The following is a 13,322-nucleotide window of genomic DNA, read 5'->3' as shown; positions in this document are numbered from 1 at the left end:
CGTCCAATACCATAAAAATGCCAGATCGATACCCAAAAGGTATTGATGTGCTCAGCCGCAAGCCGTCGAGCCAGGCCCAAGCCGCTTAGCTCCTTGCGCGTAGCCAGATCACCGCCGCTCCCCGCTCCAGAGCGCCCGGAAGGCAGTCCCGGGATGAGGTCTCCCGGGCGCAGTGCTAGCGGATCAACGCACGCCCTCGGCAGCCACCGCATTACCGGTGAAATAGCTCTCGGACTTGGGAGACACCACCTTGAAATCCTCTTCGTTGAGCATCTGGACCACGCTCATGGTGTTGCCTTCCAGATTGAAGACCACCGAGGTTCTCAGCAGCGTGGCCGGGATGGCAGGCACCACATAGGGGATCCCCTGGGTGGTTCGCCACAACACCCCCTTCTTGTCGAAGCCATCCACCAGGGCGATCGCCCAGGTATCCTCGTCGATGTAGTAGCGACGGGTCGGCACCGCATGGCGCCGACCTTCGGCCACCGTCGCCTCGACCTCCCACACCCGATGGCGCTCCCAGCGCAGGTGATCGGGATTGAGATGGTGCTTGTCCAGCGCCTCGCTGACCTTGGCGCCAAGCAGCCCGTTGGTGTTGTAGGGAATCAGCATTTCCTTCTTGCCGACCAGTTTCCACTCGTAGCGATCCAGAGCGCCGAAGAACCCCTGAACCTCATCGAAATAGTTGGCCCCCGACGAGACGAAGTCGGGCGTATCGTAGGAAACGGTCGGCGCTCGGCGTACCCGCCGCTGGCCGACCATGTATTGCCACGCCTGGCGCGGATACTTGCCATTGATACTGTCGCGGGCGACCAGCGACTCGCCAGACTTGTAGGGTGGCTCGATGGTCGTATAACGGAACATGGCATATTCGCCCGACCAGTCCTTGGCATTGGCCCCTTGGTAATACGGCGGATACTGGAAGGCGATTTCGTTGCGGGTGGCCAGCGTATGGACGCCATCGGCACCACCGACGATATTGCGGAAGCGATAGTCGATCGCCGGAGCCTCGACCCGCAGCAGGTGATTCCACATCACCTCGACCCCGCTCCGGGGAATCGGAAAGGGAATTCCACCGATGCAACCCTTGATGGTGTCCCATCCTTCCTTGATGCTGCAGTCGAGCGCATTCTTGGCGATGTTGTCGTAGACAACCTGCGGAGCTGCCGCTGTGCGGTGGCCAGGATATACATCAAGCCGGAAGCTGTCGGGATACTTCTGCAACAATGCCTTGGTCCCACCGGACAACAGGGCATCGTATTCGGCCATATTCCTGGCAGTGACCTGGAAAAGCGGCTTTTCATTGGCAAACAACTGCGTCGGGATGTCCCCCAGCATGTTGCCCGGCACCGGCTTGGTAATGCCCCCCTCCCATTGCGGAATACTGCCGTCGGCATTCCCGGCCCTCTCCGCGCCCAGCGGGGTCAGCGTGCCATTGCGCAGCTTGGCCGCCTCCTCGGCACTGACGGCAGCCAGCGCCCCCTGCGGCACGCCCAGCATGATGCTGACCAGCACCACGCCAAGTGTTGCTTTCTTGTACATTGCAATATCCTCGACTCGGGAATATTCGACGAGAAAGAGGTATTGGCACGACAGCGAAACGAATCCCGGGGTGCGCGTTATTTATTCAGGCCGAGCGCTGGTATCGCGCCATTTACTGAAAGGCACTCTATCGAAGCAGCAAAATGACTGTAGCCTGGACCACGCCGAAAAATATGCTGCTGATTTTTCGCAGCCACCTGCGCCCCCAATCGGGATAATCGCAGTGAATCGAGCACCAGTATTATCGGCATCGACCTGAGCGACAAGCTGCGCTTATTTCCGAAGCCGCTGCAAACGCCACAGAAATCCGCCTCACACTCCCTTAAACCGGACTTCGAACAACTGGTGCAACCTCCATGCCTTCCCCTCGAAAATCGCTCTTGTTATTGTAAGTTTCCGTTCCTTGCATCTTGCAGCGATGTTTCGCTCCCCCATACAGAGGAACGGACCAGAAATCTATTGCCCGAATGGCTTAGCGTCCAATACCATAAAAACGTCATCTTGCTACCGCAAAGGTATCAAGCGACCAGCTCCCTCCCACAAGGTCGTCCAGCATGGATCTGCGTCATCTCCGCTACTTCATCGCCGTTGCCGAAGAGCAGAACATCGGTCGGGCAGCAGCCCGCCTGCACATCTCGCAACCGCCCCTGACCCGGCAGATCCAGCAACTGGAGGATGAACTGGGCGTGCGGCTGTTTACCCGCACCCCGCGCGGCATGGAGCTGACCGGGGCGGGCGAGATGTTCCTCGAGGAAGCGCGCAACATCCGCGCGCTGGTCGATCAGGCCACCGAGCGGACCCAGCGGGCCGGCCAGGGCAAGCTCGGCCGACTCGATGTCGCCATCTTCGGCTCGGGGATTCTGGACACCATTCCGAAGGTGCTGCTCGCCTTCAGGAACGCGTATCCCGAGGTCAAGCTCGTCCTGCACAGCATGAGCAAGGGCGAGCAGATCGAGGCCTTGCGCCAGCGGCGTATCGACGCCGGCTTCAACCGCATGCTCGCGCCGCTGCCCGACCTGGCCACCCAGCTCGTCGCCACCGAATCGCTGTTCCTCGCGGTGCACGAGAGCAGTCCCCTCGCCCGCGAGGCCGTCGTGCCGTTCCGTGCGCTGGCCGAGCATCCGTTGATCGCGTTCCCCACCGGCGCGCGGCCCAACTTCGTCGACAAAGTGATGGGCCTCTGCCAGCAGATGGGCTTCGTGCCGGAGGTGGCGCAAGAGGTGGGCGACTCGGTGACCGGCGTCGCCCTGGTGGCGGGCGGATTCGGCGTGTGCCTGGTGCCGCAGTCGGCTTCGGTACTGACGTTCCCCGGGGTGGTATACCTCCCGCTCAGCGGCGCCCCCGAAAACGCCACCGTCGATCTGAGCTGCATCTACCGCGCCGACGACCAGTCGCCGATTCTCGATGCCTTTCTGCAGACGATCAGGTCATTCGGCAAGTAAGCCGCGCCCGGTACAAATGTCCGGCGGCAGCAATGAACGGCTCGCGAGCCGGTGTTTCGGCACTGCCGGGTACCTACAGGGAACTCACGAGATGGCCGCCGTCGACGGCGAGGCAGGCACCCGACATATGCCGCCCGGCGTCGGAGGCCAGCAGCAACATGGGGCCATCAAGGTCCGCTGGCGTCCCGAAACTACGGCCGGGCACCCGCGCCCGCAGCTTTTCGCCCGCCGGGCTGCCGAGGAAGTCCTGGTTGAGATCGGTAGCGATGTAGCCTGGCAGCAGCACATTGGCGCGGATGCCGAAACGCGCCAGCTCGAGCGCCATCGCCTTGGTGGCCTGGATCAGGCCGGCCTTCGAGACCGCGTAAGGCGCCACGCCTCCGGCAACCCGCTCCCCCAGGATCGATGCCACATTGACGATGCAGCCACCCTTGTCGGCCGCCACCATGCGCCGCGCGCCCTCGGTGGCGACCAGCCAGCCACCTTTCAGATTGGTGTCGAGCACACGGTCCCAGTCGTCCTCGCCTTGCTCGAGCAGGGGCTTGGTGACCGTGATGCCAGCATTGTTGACGATGATGTCGGGCACCCCCGCAATCCTCGCAGCCTCATCGAAACAGGTGACGACGCTGGCCTGATCGCTGACGTTGAGCGACAGCGCGTGCGCCTTGCCGCCGATAGCCTCTATTTCTGCCACCAGCTCGTCGAGCTTGTCGGCGCGGCGGGCAGCAACCAGCACCTGTGCACCGACCCTAGCCAGCAGCTTGGCGAAGTGCCGGCCGAGGCCACTGGAGGCACCGGTCACCAGGGCAATGCGCCCGTCCAGGCGGAAACAGTCGAGAACGGAATCTTTACTCATGCTCTACCCCATCGGATAGCAGTCGACCCAACCAGACATCACTGAACGAGGATCTTGCCCACCAAACGCCAGCACCACGGAAGGCACAGCAGTCATGCACCCGCGTGTCGATGTTGCCGATCTGGTAAGGCACGCGGCTCTGCGCGATCGGCGCTATACCGGTGATACTTTGGATCCCCCGATCTGCATCAGGGGAGTTTGCGCAAAGATCTTGAAACGCGGAGGTTTACTGCTTGCCGTCCTGACGCATGTTCAGGATCCAGGCCACCAGCTGCCGGGACTCCTCGTCAGTCACGTCAACGCGGGCGCCCGCCGAAGGCATCGGCGCCGCGCCCCAGTGCCCTTCTCCGCCGTTACGCACCTTGCCTGCCAGCACTTCCAGCGCTGAATCCGGATACTTTTTGGCAATGCTCGTGAACGACGGCGCCTTGGGCATATCGTGATCGAGCGCATGGCAGGTCATGCATTGCTTCTGCTCGGCCAGTTGCATCATGTCCGCCGACTCCGCCGATGCCTGCAGGGCAAGCGCGGAAAGTCCGCCAATCACCGACATTGCCATAATTGTTTTTTTCATATCATCAGCCTCATATATTGTTTTCATTTATTGGCACAGCATGATGAAAAATGCCTATTTGGCACCTCTATTCAGCCTCGCTGAAGGCTTGAAGAGCCTGTATGACCGCATGACCTGCATACCGGGTTAGCCCGCCCCGTCGATGGCTTCCGCCCCCCAGATATGCTCAGCGTCGGGTCCTTGATGTCGCAGAGCTTGCAGCGCGCGCGATTGAGCGGGCTGCAAGCGTCTAGAGAAACGAGGGCCAGCCCTTGATGACTATGGGGTTATGCACGGCCTCTGCATGCGTGATTACCGCTGCCTGGTTGGCAACGGACGGCAACGAGGAGGATTGCACGGCCAGATAACTCAGGGTCACAAACAAGCCGGCAACAAAAAAACAAGTCATATTTCTTTTTATTTTCATGGCCTTGTCTCTCAACGATCCAGGGTATGACCACCTTGAACGCATGGGGATGGTCCCGAGCTCGCCCTCCAAAGAGGAGATGCGTTCTCGCCATTACGCAATGCCTGCCTCGCAGGGCCATGCGCCATGGTCAAGTCAGAATCTAGAAGAACAAGCGGAGCGCTGCAAGCCCATTTACAAACGAGCAGTTCTGTTTTTTAATCAACTCAGCAAGACCCTGCTCCCCTGCTCCACGACTCAAGCCGATGGCCTTGTGTGCCCATTGGCCCGATAACAACAAGGAAACACCATGGCTCAGCGTCAGATTTTCGTAGTCGGTGCAGCTCGCACCCCCATCGGCACCTTTGGCGGTTCGCTCAAGGACACCCCCCTGACCGCGCTCGCGACCACGGCCTGCAGCGCAGCCCTGCAACGCTCGCGGGTCGACCCCGGCGAAGTGGGCCATGTCGTGCTGGGCAACGTGATCCCGACCGAACCACGCGACGCCTATCTGAGCCGCGTAGCCGCCATGGACTCCGGCATTCCCCAGGAAACCCCGGCCTTCAACGTCAACCGCCTGTGCGGATCGGGTCTGCAGGCGATCGTTTCCGCCGCCCAAGCCATCCTGCTGGGCGATGCCGACATCGCCATCGGTGCCGGTGCGGAGAGCATGAGCCGCGGCCCGTTCATCCTGCCCAGCCTGCGCTGGGGTGCCCGCCTCGGCGATAGCGGCGCCGTCGACTACATGAACGGCATCCTCCACGACCCCTGGCAGAAGACCCACATGGGCGTCACCGCGGAAAACGTCGCAGCGCGCTATGGCATCAGCCGTGAGCAGCAGGACGGCCTCGCCCTGGAAAGCCAGCGCCGCGCCGCGCGTGCCATCGCCAAAGGCTATTTCCAGGAGCAGATCGTTCCGGTGCAACTGCAGACGCGCAAAGGCGTGGTCAGCTTCGCCAGCGACGAGCATGTACGTGGCGACCTCAGCCTCGAGCAACTGGCCGCGATGAAGCCGATCTTCCAGAAGGAAAACGGCACCGTCACGCCGGGCAATGCCTCCGGCCTCAACGACGGCGCTGCCGCCGTGGTGCTGGCCGAGGAGCAGCGCGCCAACCGCCTGGGCCTGCAGCCGCTGGCACGCCTGGTCGGCTACGCCCACGCTGGCGTCGACCCGGCCTACATGGGCATCGGCCCGGTACCGGCCGTGCGCCTGGTGCTCGAACGCACCCGCCTGTCCATCGAGCAGATCGACGTGATCGAAGCCAACGAAGCCTTCGCCGCCCAGGCCTGCGCGGTGACCCAGGAGCTGGGTCTGGACCCGGCCAAGGTCAACCCGAACGGTTCGGGCATCTCGCTGGGCCATCCGGTCGGCGCGACCGGCGCCATCATCACCACCAAGGCGATCTACGAACTGCACCGCACCGGAGGCCGCTACGCCCTGGTGACCATGTGCATCGGCGGCGGCCAGGGCATCGCCGCGATCTTCGAGCGCGTCTGAGTCGCCACTTGCCTCACTGACAACAAGAACAAGACAGGAGCAACACAATGCAGATCCGAACCGTAGGCGTCGTCGGCGCCGGAACCATGGGCAACGGGATTGCCCAGGTCTGTGCCATGGCCGGCCTCAAGGTGATCATGGTGGACATCTCCGAGGCCGCCCTGGCCCGCGGCGAGCAGACCATCAACGCCAGCCTCGACCGCCTGGTGCGCAAGGAGTCCATCAATGCGGACGCCAAAGCGGCCGCTCTGGCCAACCTGGTCAGCACCACCGACAAGCAGGCTCTGGCCGAGGCCGACCTGGTGATCGAGGCCGCCACCGAGGCGGAAGCCCTCAAGCTGGCGATCCTCAAGGATATCGACGCCATCGTCCGCCCCGACGCGCTGATCGCCAGCAACACTTCGTCGATCTCCATCACCAAGCTGGCCGCGGCCACCAGCCGTCCTGACCGGTTCATCGGCACCCACTTCTTCAATCCGGTGCCGGTGCTGGCGCTGGTCGAGCTGATCCGCGGTCTGCAGACCAGCGACGAAACCCAGGCGGCCGCCGAGGCTTTCGTCGCCAGGATCGGCAAGACTTCGATCAACGCCAGGAACAGCCCCGGCTTCGCGGTCAACCGCATCCTGGTGCCGATGATCAACGAGGCGGTGTTCGTGCTGCAGGAAGGCCTGGCCAGCGCCGAGGACATCGACGCCGGCATGAAGCTGGGCTGCGGCCAGCCGATCGGCCCGCTGGCTCTGGCTGACCTGATCGGTTTGGATACCCTGCTGGCGGTGATGGACGTCTTCTATCACAGCTTCAACGACTCCAAGTACCGCCCGGCGCCGCTGCTGCGGGAAATGGTCGAGGCCGGCTACCTCGGCCGCAAGAGCGGTCGCGGTTTCCACCGCTACGACTGACCCGTTGCCACCTACCCGCGAGAGCCTGCCATGGACTTCACCCTTACCGCCGAACAGCGCGACCTGCAGCAACGGGTGCGCGATTTCATTGCCGACACCATCATCCCCCTGGAACAGGACCCGCGCTGCGGCGCCCACGGCCCCAGTGAAGACCTGCGCCGCGATCTGATCGCCAAGGCCAAGGCCGCCGGCCTGCTTTCCGCGCACGTCTCGCCGGAATACGGAGGCCTGGGCCTCGACCATCGCAGCAAGGCGGTGTTCTTCGAGGAGGCCGGCTACTCGCCGCTGGGACCGGTGGCGCTGAACATCGCCGCGCCCGACGAAGGCAACATGCACATGCTCGAGGCGATCGCCACCGAGGAACAGAAGGAGCGCTGGCTGCGCCCGCTGGCCGCCGGCGAGATCCGCTCGTGCTTCTGCATGACCGAGCCCGATCCGGGCGCCGGTTCAGACCCGTCGATGCTGCAGACCACCGCCCGCCAGGTCGGCGAAGAGTTCCTGATCAACGGCCGCAAGTGGTTCATCACCGGCGCGGAAGGCGCCACCCTGGGAATCATCATGGCCAAGCTGGAAGACGGCCGGGCCACCATGTTCCTCGCCGACATGAACAGCCCGGGCATCCGCATCGAGCGGACCATGGACGCGCTGGACTCGTGCTTCCCCGGCGGCCATTGCGTGGTCAGCTTCGACAACCTGCGGGTACCGGCCAGCGCGATCCTCGGCGAGCTGGGCGAGGGCTTCAAGTACGCCCAGGTGCGCCTCTCCCCTGCCCGCCTGACCCACTGCATGCGCTGGCTCGGCCAGGCGCGCCGCTGCCACGATGTCGCCAGCCGCTACGCCGCCCGGCGCATGGCCTTCGGCAAGGCACTCGGCCAGCACGAGGGCGTCGGCTTCATGCTGGCCGACAACGAGCTGGACATGCACAGCGCCCGCCTGTCGATCTGGCATACCGCCTGGGTACTCGACCAGGGCCATCTGGGCACCCACGAATCGAGCATGGCCAAGGTCATCGCCTCGGAAGCCACCTGGCGGGTGGCCGACCGCAGCGTGCAGGTGCTCGGCGGCCAGGGCGTGACCGGCGAGACCATAGTCGCGCGGATCTTCTCCGACATGCGCGCCTTCCGCATCTACGACGGCCCCTCGGAAGTCCATCGCTGGAGCCTGGCCAAGCGCATCTTCAAGAGGAACAGCGCATGAATCCCGAGCTGAGTACCGCCCTGCAGGCCTTCATCGCCCAACAGGCCGGGGCCGCGAGCGTCGAGTTCAGCGAGCTGCGCCTGCTCTCCGGCGGCGCCATCCAGGAGAACTGGCTGGCCATCGCGCGGATCGAAGGCGGCCCGCTGGCCGGCACTCAGGAACTGGTGGTCCGCGCCGACTCCCCCACCGGGGTGTCGGTCAGCCATGGCCGCGCCCAGGAGTTCGCCCTGCTGCGCGCGGCCTTCGCCGCCGGGGTCACGGTACCGGAGCCGCTGTGGCTGTGCGCCGAGCGCGAGGTCATCGGCCGGCCGTTCTTCGTCATGCGCCGGGTGGCCGGCACCGCCACCGGCTACCAGCTGGTCAAGGACCGCAGCCTGGGTGGTGACCGTGCCGAACTGGCGCGCCGGCTGGGCGCCGAGCTGGCGCGGATCCACTCGATCCGCCCGCCGCGCGCCGATCTCGACTTCCTGCCGAGCTACGCCGCAGCGCCGGCACTGCACCTGATCCAGCAGCACCGCGCCTACCTCGACAACCACCACACGCCGCATCCGGTGCTCGAATGGGGCCTGCGCTGGCTGGAGCGCCATGTCCCGCCGCGCGGCGAGCTGGTGCTCTGCCACCGGGATTTTCGCACCGGCAACTACATGGTCGACGACAATGGCCTGACTGCCATCCTCGACTGGGAGTTCGCCGGCTGGAGCGATCCGCTGGAGGATCTCGGCTGGTTCTGTGCGCGTTGCTGGCGCTTTGGCGCCGACGCACTGGAAGCCGGCGGCATCGGCCAGCGCGAGGACTTCTACCAGGGCTACGAGAGTGTCAGCGGCTGCCCCATCGACCGCGCGCAGGTCGCCTACTGGGAAGTCATGGCGCACATGAACTGGGCGATCATCGCCATCCAGCAGGCCGAGCGGCATCTCTCCGGCGAGGAGGATTCGCTGCTGCTGGCGCTGACCGGGCATATAGTCCCGGAGCTGGAATACGAAATCCTGCGGATGACGGAGGGCACCTGATGCGCGACTACCCCACTGGAGCACAACTGCTGGAAAGCGCCGAGGCGCTGCTGCGCGCCCAGCTGCTGCCCGCCCTGCCTGCCGAGCAGAAGCAGAATGCCTTGATGATCGCCCGCGCCATGGGCATCGCCGCCCGCCAGCTACAGGCGGGCGAACAGCCTGAGCGCACGGAGCTGACCGAGCTGCAGGCGTTCCTGCACAGCGCCGCAAGCCCGGCCCAGCCGGGCGCGGAGGCGCTGCGCGCACAGCTGGTCGAGGCCAACCGCGCACTGAGCCGGCTGATTCGCCAGGGTGGCGCCGACGCCGGCGATGCCCACGCCCAGGTCTTCCGCCACCTCGAACAGGTGGCGCGGCAGAAGCTCGCCGAGAGCAATCCGCGCTACCTGCAACGGGCCAAGCCATGAACGCCCGCAACGACCTGCCGCGTCGGCGCATCTACCTGCTGCGCCATGCACAGGTCAGCTACTTCGATACCCAGGGCAAGCCGCTCGACCCGCGCCAGGTGCCGCTGACCCCGACCGGGCGCCAGCAGGCCGAGGCGGCCCGGCAGTTGCTGGCCCCGGTGCGCTTCGACCTGGCGGTGTGCTCGGGGCTGCCGCGCACCGAAGAAACCGCGCGGATCGTGCTGGGCGCGGCGGACATCGCCCTGCAGATGGAGCCGCGCCTGCAGGAGGTGCGTGGCGGACGCCTGCGCGAGGTACCGCCTGAGCAGCGCCAGCAGGCCATCGCCTACGCCTACGACGGCGCGGAATTGCCCGGTGCCAGCTTCATCGGCGGCGAGGCCTGGAGCGACTTCGCCCTGCGCGTCGGCCAGGCCTGGGACGACTGGTTGGCTCGCCCGGACTGGAACGACCTGCTGCTGGTCGCCCATGACGCGGTGAACCGGGTGATCCTCAGCCGCATCAGCGGCAGCGGACTGGCCGGGCTCAAGGCCTTCGAGCAGGATCCGGCGTGCATCAACATCATCGAAGCCGACCACCCCGCCAGCCCAGCCCCGCGTCATCTGATCCGCAGCGTCAACCTGGCGGCCTACGATCCGCTGCGCGCCAACCAGCGCCTGACCGTAATGGAGCAGGTCTGGCGCAGCTACCAGCCAGCGCCCCAACCCTGACCCAGATCGCTTTCCACAAGGACCCGACTATGTCCACTGCCCCTATCCTGCTCGAGAGCCACGGCCAGATCCGGCATATCCGCTTCAACCGGCCACAGGCCCTCAATGCCATCGACCAGAGCCTGGCCAGCGCCTTCCTGGCCACCTGTCGGCAGCTGGCCGATGACCCCGAGGTGCGCGTCATCGTTCTCAGCGGCAACGGCCGCGGCTTCATGGCCGGCGGCGACATCGCCCAGTTCCGCGACGACCCCGCTTCGGTGCCGGAAACCCTGATCGAGCCGATGAACCAGGCCCTGCAGTTGCTCAGCGGCCTGGATGCCCCGCTGCTGGCCAGCCTGCACGGCCCGGTAGCCGGCGCCGGCATGAGCCTGGCACTGGCCTGCGACCTGGCCATCGCCGCCGACAACAGTCGCTTCAACTTCGCCTATATCAACCTCGGTGCCAGCTGCGATGTGGGCGCGTCCTGGAGCCTGCCGCGCCTGGTGGGCCTGCGCAAGGCACTGGAAATCGCCCTGCTCAGCGAACCGTTCGACGCCGTCGAAGCACTGCGCCTGGGCCTGGTCAACCGCGTGGTACCCGCCGAGGAGCTGGAAAGCGCCACCCTGGCCCTGGCCCAGCGCCTGGCCGCAGCCTCGCCCAAGGCCCTCGGCCTGCTCAAGCGTCTGATGCGTGGCAGCTTCGAGAACAGCTTCGCCAGCCAGCTGGAAGCGGAAAAGGCGGCCTTCGCCGACTGCCTGCAGACCGAGGACTTCCGCGAGGCCGTGAGCGCCTTCCTGGAAAAGCGCCCCGCCACCTTCAGCGGTCGCTGACCCCCTGCGGCGCGGCGACCGCCCGGTTGCCGCGCTGATGCAGCAGCAGGCCCAGACCGATCACCACCGCGCCCAGCCACACCTGCGGCGGCAGTTGCTCGCCGTTGAAGCGCTGACCAACCAGCAGCGCCAGCAGCGGGGTGATCACCAGGATCAGCGCCACCTGCGCCGAGTCCAGGCGCCGCACGATGTAGTAGTACAGGGCGAAACCCAGCACCGAGCCGAACAGCGCCAGATAGAGAATCGACAGGCCACCGCGCCAGCTCAGCTGCGCCGGCAGCGCCGCGCCATCCAGCCACCAGGCCAGCAGGAACAGCGGCGCAGCCACCAGCAGGGAACCGGCGGTGGTGGCCAATGGCGCGCTGTCGTCGGCGATGCGCTTAAGGCCGACCAGAGTGGCGGCGTTGACCAGCACCGCGAACAGCAGCACGGCGATGCCCGCCGCCGCCCCCTCGGCAAGCTGCAGGCCATCGTCGATGAAGACCATGCCGAGGCCGACCACGCCCAGCGCCATGCCCAGAAGGCGTGTCGGGCTGAGCAGGCGCTCCTCCAGCCAGAAGGCTGCCAACAGGCTGGTTACCAGCGGCGAAAGCCCGAAGATCACCGACATCAGCCCCGAATCGAGGCGCCGCGCCGCCCAGTAGACAGCGAGCATGGCGACGAACAGCCCGCCGCCGGCCACCAGGTAGCTGAGCAAGGCGCGCCGATGCCGCGGCAGATGGATGCCACACAGGCCCAAGACCAGCAGGCAGCTAACCAGTGCAATGAACATGCGGGTCGCGGCAGCGAAGGCGAAGCCGGTATCCAGCGTGCCCCACTGGATGGCCAGCGGGGTGGTCGCCCAGATCAGCACGACGCCCAGATAGGCCAGCCAGACCAGCCCCCGGCCACTGAACAGGTTGCGTGCCAACCGATCCGCAAAGAGCTTGTGCATCGCAGAGAACCTTTGCCGGTGTGAAAAAAAAGGCACGCCAGGGAAACGGCGTGCCGAAGGGACATCCCCACCCCAGGGACACCGGTCAGATATCGAGCACCAGGCGCGGGCTCTGCGAGCGCGAGCAGCAAGGCGTGAACCAGTTTTCCTCGTCGCGCTCCTTGTCGGTCAGCACCTGGTCGCGGTGGTCCGGCTGGCCGTCCAGCACCCGGGTGATGCAGGCACCGCAGATGCCCTGCTGGCAGGAAACGCTGATCTCCACACCGTCGGCCTCGAGCACCGAGACAATCGACTGGTCCGCGGGAATCACATAGACCTTGCCGCTGCTGGCGACCTGCACCTCGAAGCGCTGGTCTTCCGAGGTATCCACCGCCTTGGCGGCGAAATACTCGAAATGGACGCGTTCGTCGCTCCAGCCCTGCGCCCTGGCGGTGTTGGTCACGAAGTCGATGTAGCCGCCCGGGCCGCACACATACAGGTGGCTGTCCGCCGGCTCGGCGGCCAGTACCGCCGCCAGATCGAGTTTCTGTTCGGCCGCGCCATCGTCGAAATGCAGGTGCACCTTGCCGGAGTAGGCGGAGTTGCCGATGCGCTCGACGAAGGCCGCGCGCTCGGGAGAGCGCGACGAGTAGTGCATGACGAAATCGGCGCCGCTGCTGGCCAGGCGCTCGGCCATGCACAGGATCGGGGTGACACCGATGCCGCCGGCGAACAGCACGTAGCGCTTGGCCTGCACCAGCGGGAAGTGGTTGCGCGGCGGGCTGATGCGGATGGTCTGCCCTTCCTGCAACTCGTCGTGCACGGCGATCGAGCCGCCACGCGACACCGGGTCGCGCAGTACGCCGATGACATAGCGATGCTGCTCGGTCGGGTCGTTGCACAGCGAGTACTGGCGTACCAGACCCGGGCGAATTTCCACGTCGATGTGCGAGCCCGCACTGAAGGCCGGCAGGGCCTCTCCGCTGGTCGAAGTCAGCTCGAGAGTCACGATATCCAGCGCTTCGGCCGCCTTGCGGGCGATGCGCACTTCAAGATAGGTAGAGTCCATACTGGCCATCTCCGAAT

At 65.4% G+C, this 13,322-nt stretch carries 13 protein-coding genes; 8 read left to right on the top strand and 5 right to left on the bottom strand.

From position 1 onward, the window contains the following. Positions 1-183: 183 nt before the first annotated feature. A complete protein-coding gene (locus KRX52_RS06910) occupies positions 184-1,542 on the bottom strand; it encodes a DUF1329 domain-containing protein (protein ID WP_217680923.1) in 1,359 nt (452 codons plus the stop codon). A 554-nt stretch (positions 1,543-2,096) separates the two neighbouring features. Between KRX52_RS06910 and KRX52_RS06905 the strand changes: the two genes are divergently transcribed. Beyond that, the gene (locus tag KRX52_RS06905; protein ID WP_217680921.1) at positions 2,097-2,984 is read left to right on the top strand and encodes a LysR family transcriptional regulator; all 888 of its coding nucleotides are present in this window, start codon (positions 2,097-2,099) and stop codon (positions 2,982-2,984) included. Positions 2,985-3,057: 73 nt separating this feature from the next. Here KRX52_RS06905 and KRX52_RS06900 read toward each other — a convergent pair whose 3' ends face one another. Next, positions 3,058-3,840 carry an SDR family NAD(P)-dependent oxidoreductase gene (locus KRX52_RS06900; protein ID WP_217680919.1) on the bottom strand — a complete coding sequence of 261 codons (783 nt, stop codon included), beginning with the start codon at positions 3,838-3,840 and terminating at the stop codon, positions 3,058-3,060. Between the two features lie 226 nt (positions 3,841-4,066). Continuing rightward, complete coding sequence (locus KRX52_RS06895) at positions 4,067-4,414, bottom strand: c-type cytochrome (protein WP_217680917.1); 348 nt, start codon at positions 4,412-4,414, stop codon at positions 4,067-4,069. Between the two features lie 695 nt (positions 4,415-5,109). Between KRX52_RS06895 and KRX52_RS06890 the strand changes: the two genes are divergently transcribed. The 7 genes from KRX52_RS06890 to KRX52_RS06860 are packed head-to-tail and all read left to right on the top strand — an operon-like array spanning position 5,110 to position 11,323. Continuing rightward, entirely contained in the window at positions 5,110-6,297 is a 1,188-nt protein-coding gene (locus KRX52_RS06890; RefSeq protein WP_217680909.1) for an acetyl-CoA C-acyltransferase family protein, read from the top strand. A 47-nt stretch (positions 6,298-6,344) separates the two neighbouring features. Further along, positions 6,345-7,196 (top strand): 3-hydroxybutyryl-CoA dehydrogenase, encoded by an 852-nt coding sequence (locus tag KRX52_RS06885; RefSeq protein ID WP_217680907.1) that lies wholly within the window; start codon positions 6,345-6,347, stop codon positions 7,194-7,196. Positions 7,197-7,226: 30 nt separating this feature from the next. Next, on the top strand, positions 7,227-8,393 hold the full coding sequence (locus KRX52_RS06880) for an acyl-CoA dehydrogenase family protein (protein ID WP_217680905.1): 1,167 nt from the start codon (positions 7,227-7,229) through the stop codon (positions 8,391-8,393). Then, positions 8,390-9,403 carry a phosphotransferase family protein gene (locus tag KRX52_RS06875; RefSeq protein ID WP_217680903.1) on the top strand — a complete coding sequence of 338 codons (1,014 nt, stop codon included), beginning with the start codon at positions 8,390-8,392 and terminating at the stop codon, positions 9,401-9,403. Before KRX52_RS06880 ends, KRX52_RS06875 begins: the two co-directional genes overlap by 4 nt. After that, entirely contained in the window at positions 9,403-9,807 is a 405-nt protein-coding gene (locus tag KRX52_RS06870; protein ID WP_217680901.1) for a DUF6285 domain-containing protein, read from the top strand. Before KRX52_RS06875 ends, KRX52_RS06870 begins: the two co-directional genes overlap by 1 nt. After that, on the top strand, positions 9,804-10,514 hold the full coding sequence (locus KRX52_RS06865; RefSeq protein WP_217680899.1) for a histidine phosphatase family protein: 711 nt from the start codon (positions 9,804-9,806) through the stop codon (positions 10,512-10,514). Before KRX52_RS06870 ends, KRX52_RS06865 begins: the two co-directional genes overlap by 4 nt. A 29-nt stretch (positions 10,515-10,543) precedes the next feature. Then, on the top strand, positions 10,544-11,323 hold the full coding sequence (locus KRX52_RS06860; RefSeq protein ID WP_217680897.1) for an enoyl-CoA hydratase/isomerase family protein: 780 nt from the start codon (positions 10,544-10,546) through the stop codon (positions 11,321-11,323). Here the strand turns inward: KRX52_RS06860 and KRX52_RS06855 are convergent. Both KRX52_RS06855 and KRX52_RS06850 read right to left on the bottom strand, forming a co-directional pair. After that, the gene (locus KRX52_RS06855; RefSeq protein ID WP_217680895.1) at positions 11,310-12,257 is read right to left on the bottom strand and encodes a DMT family transporter; all 948 of its coding nucleotides are present in this window, start codon (positions 12,255-12,257) and stop codon (positions 11,310-11,312) included. The genes KRX52_RS06860 and KRX52_RS06855 overlap by 14 nt on opposite strands. A gap of 85 nt (positions 12,258-12,342) precedes the next feature. Next, on the bottom strand, positions 12,343-13,305 hold the full coding sequence (locus KRX52_RS06850; RefSeq protein WP_217680893.1) for a PDR/VanB family oxidoreductase: 963 nt from the start codon (positions 13,303-13,305) through the stop codon (positions 12,343-12,345). Positions 13,306-13,322: the final 17 nt, after the last annotated feature.

It is taken from the genome of Geopseudomonas aromaticivorans (assembly GCF_019097855.1).
In the GTDB taxonomy this organism is placed as follows: domain Bacteria; phylum Pseudomonadota; class Gammaproteobacteria; order Pseudomonadales; family Pseudomonadaceae; genus Geopseudomonas; species Geopseudomonas aromaticivorans.
Note: the sequence above shows the minus strand (reverse complement) of the source record. Positions and strands in the feature narration are given on the sequence as shown.

Coding starts and splice junctions, on each gene's coding strand:
- KRX52_RS06910 (WP_217680923.1), bottom strand. CDS start 1,542: ATGTACAAGAAAGCAACACTTGGCGTGGTGCTGGTCAGCATCATGCTG.
- KRX52_RS06905 (WP_217680921.1), top strand. CDS start 2,097: ATGGATCTGCGTCATCTCCGCTACTTCATCGCCGTTGCCGAAGAGCAG.
- KRX52_RS06900 (WP_217680919.1), bottom strand. CDS start 3,840: ATGAGTAAAGATTCCGTTCTCGACTGTTTCCGCCTGGACGGGCGCATT.
- KRX52_RS06895 (WP_217680917.1), bottom strand. CDS start 4,414: ATGAAAAAAACAATTATGGCAATGTCGGTGATTGGCGGACTTTCCGCG.
- KRX52_RS06890 (WP_217680909.1), top strand. CDS start 5,110: ATGGCTCAGCGTCAGATTTTCGTAGTCGGTGCAGCTCGCACCCCCATC.
- KRX52_RS06885 (WP_217680907.1), top strand. CDS start 6,345: ATGCAGATCCGAACCGTAGGCGTCGTCGGCGCCGGAACCATGGGCAAC.
- KRX52_RS06880 (WP_217680905.1), top strand. CDS start 7,227: ATGGACTTCACCCTTACCGCCGAACAGCGCGACCTGCAGCAACGGGTG.
- KRX52_RS06875 (WP_217680903.1), top strand. CDS start 8,390: ATGAATCCCGAGCTGAGTACCGCCCTGCAGGCCTTCATCGCCCAACAG.
- KRX52_RS06870 (WP_217680901.1), top strand. CDS start 9,403: ATGCGCGACTACCCCACTGGAGCACAACTGCTGGAAAGCGCCGAGGCG.
- KRX52_RS06865 (WP_217680899.1), top strand. CDS start 9,804: ATGAACGCCCGCAACGACCTGCCGCGTCGGCGCATCTACCTGCTGCGC.
- KRX52_RS06860 (WP_217680897.1), top strand. CDS start 10,544: ATGTCCACTGCCCCTATCCTGCTCGAGAGCCACGGCCAGATCCGGCAT.
- KRX52_RS06855 (WP_217680895.1), bottom strand. CDS start 12,257: ATGCACAAGCTCTTTGCGGATCGGTTGGCACGCAACCTGTTCAGTGGC.
- KRX52_RS06850 (WP_217680893.1), bottom strand. CDS start 13,305: ATGGACTCTACCTATCTTGAAGTGCGCATCGCCCGCAAGGCGGCCGAA.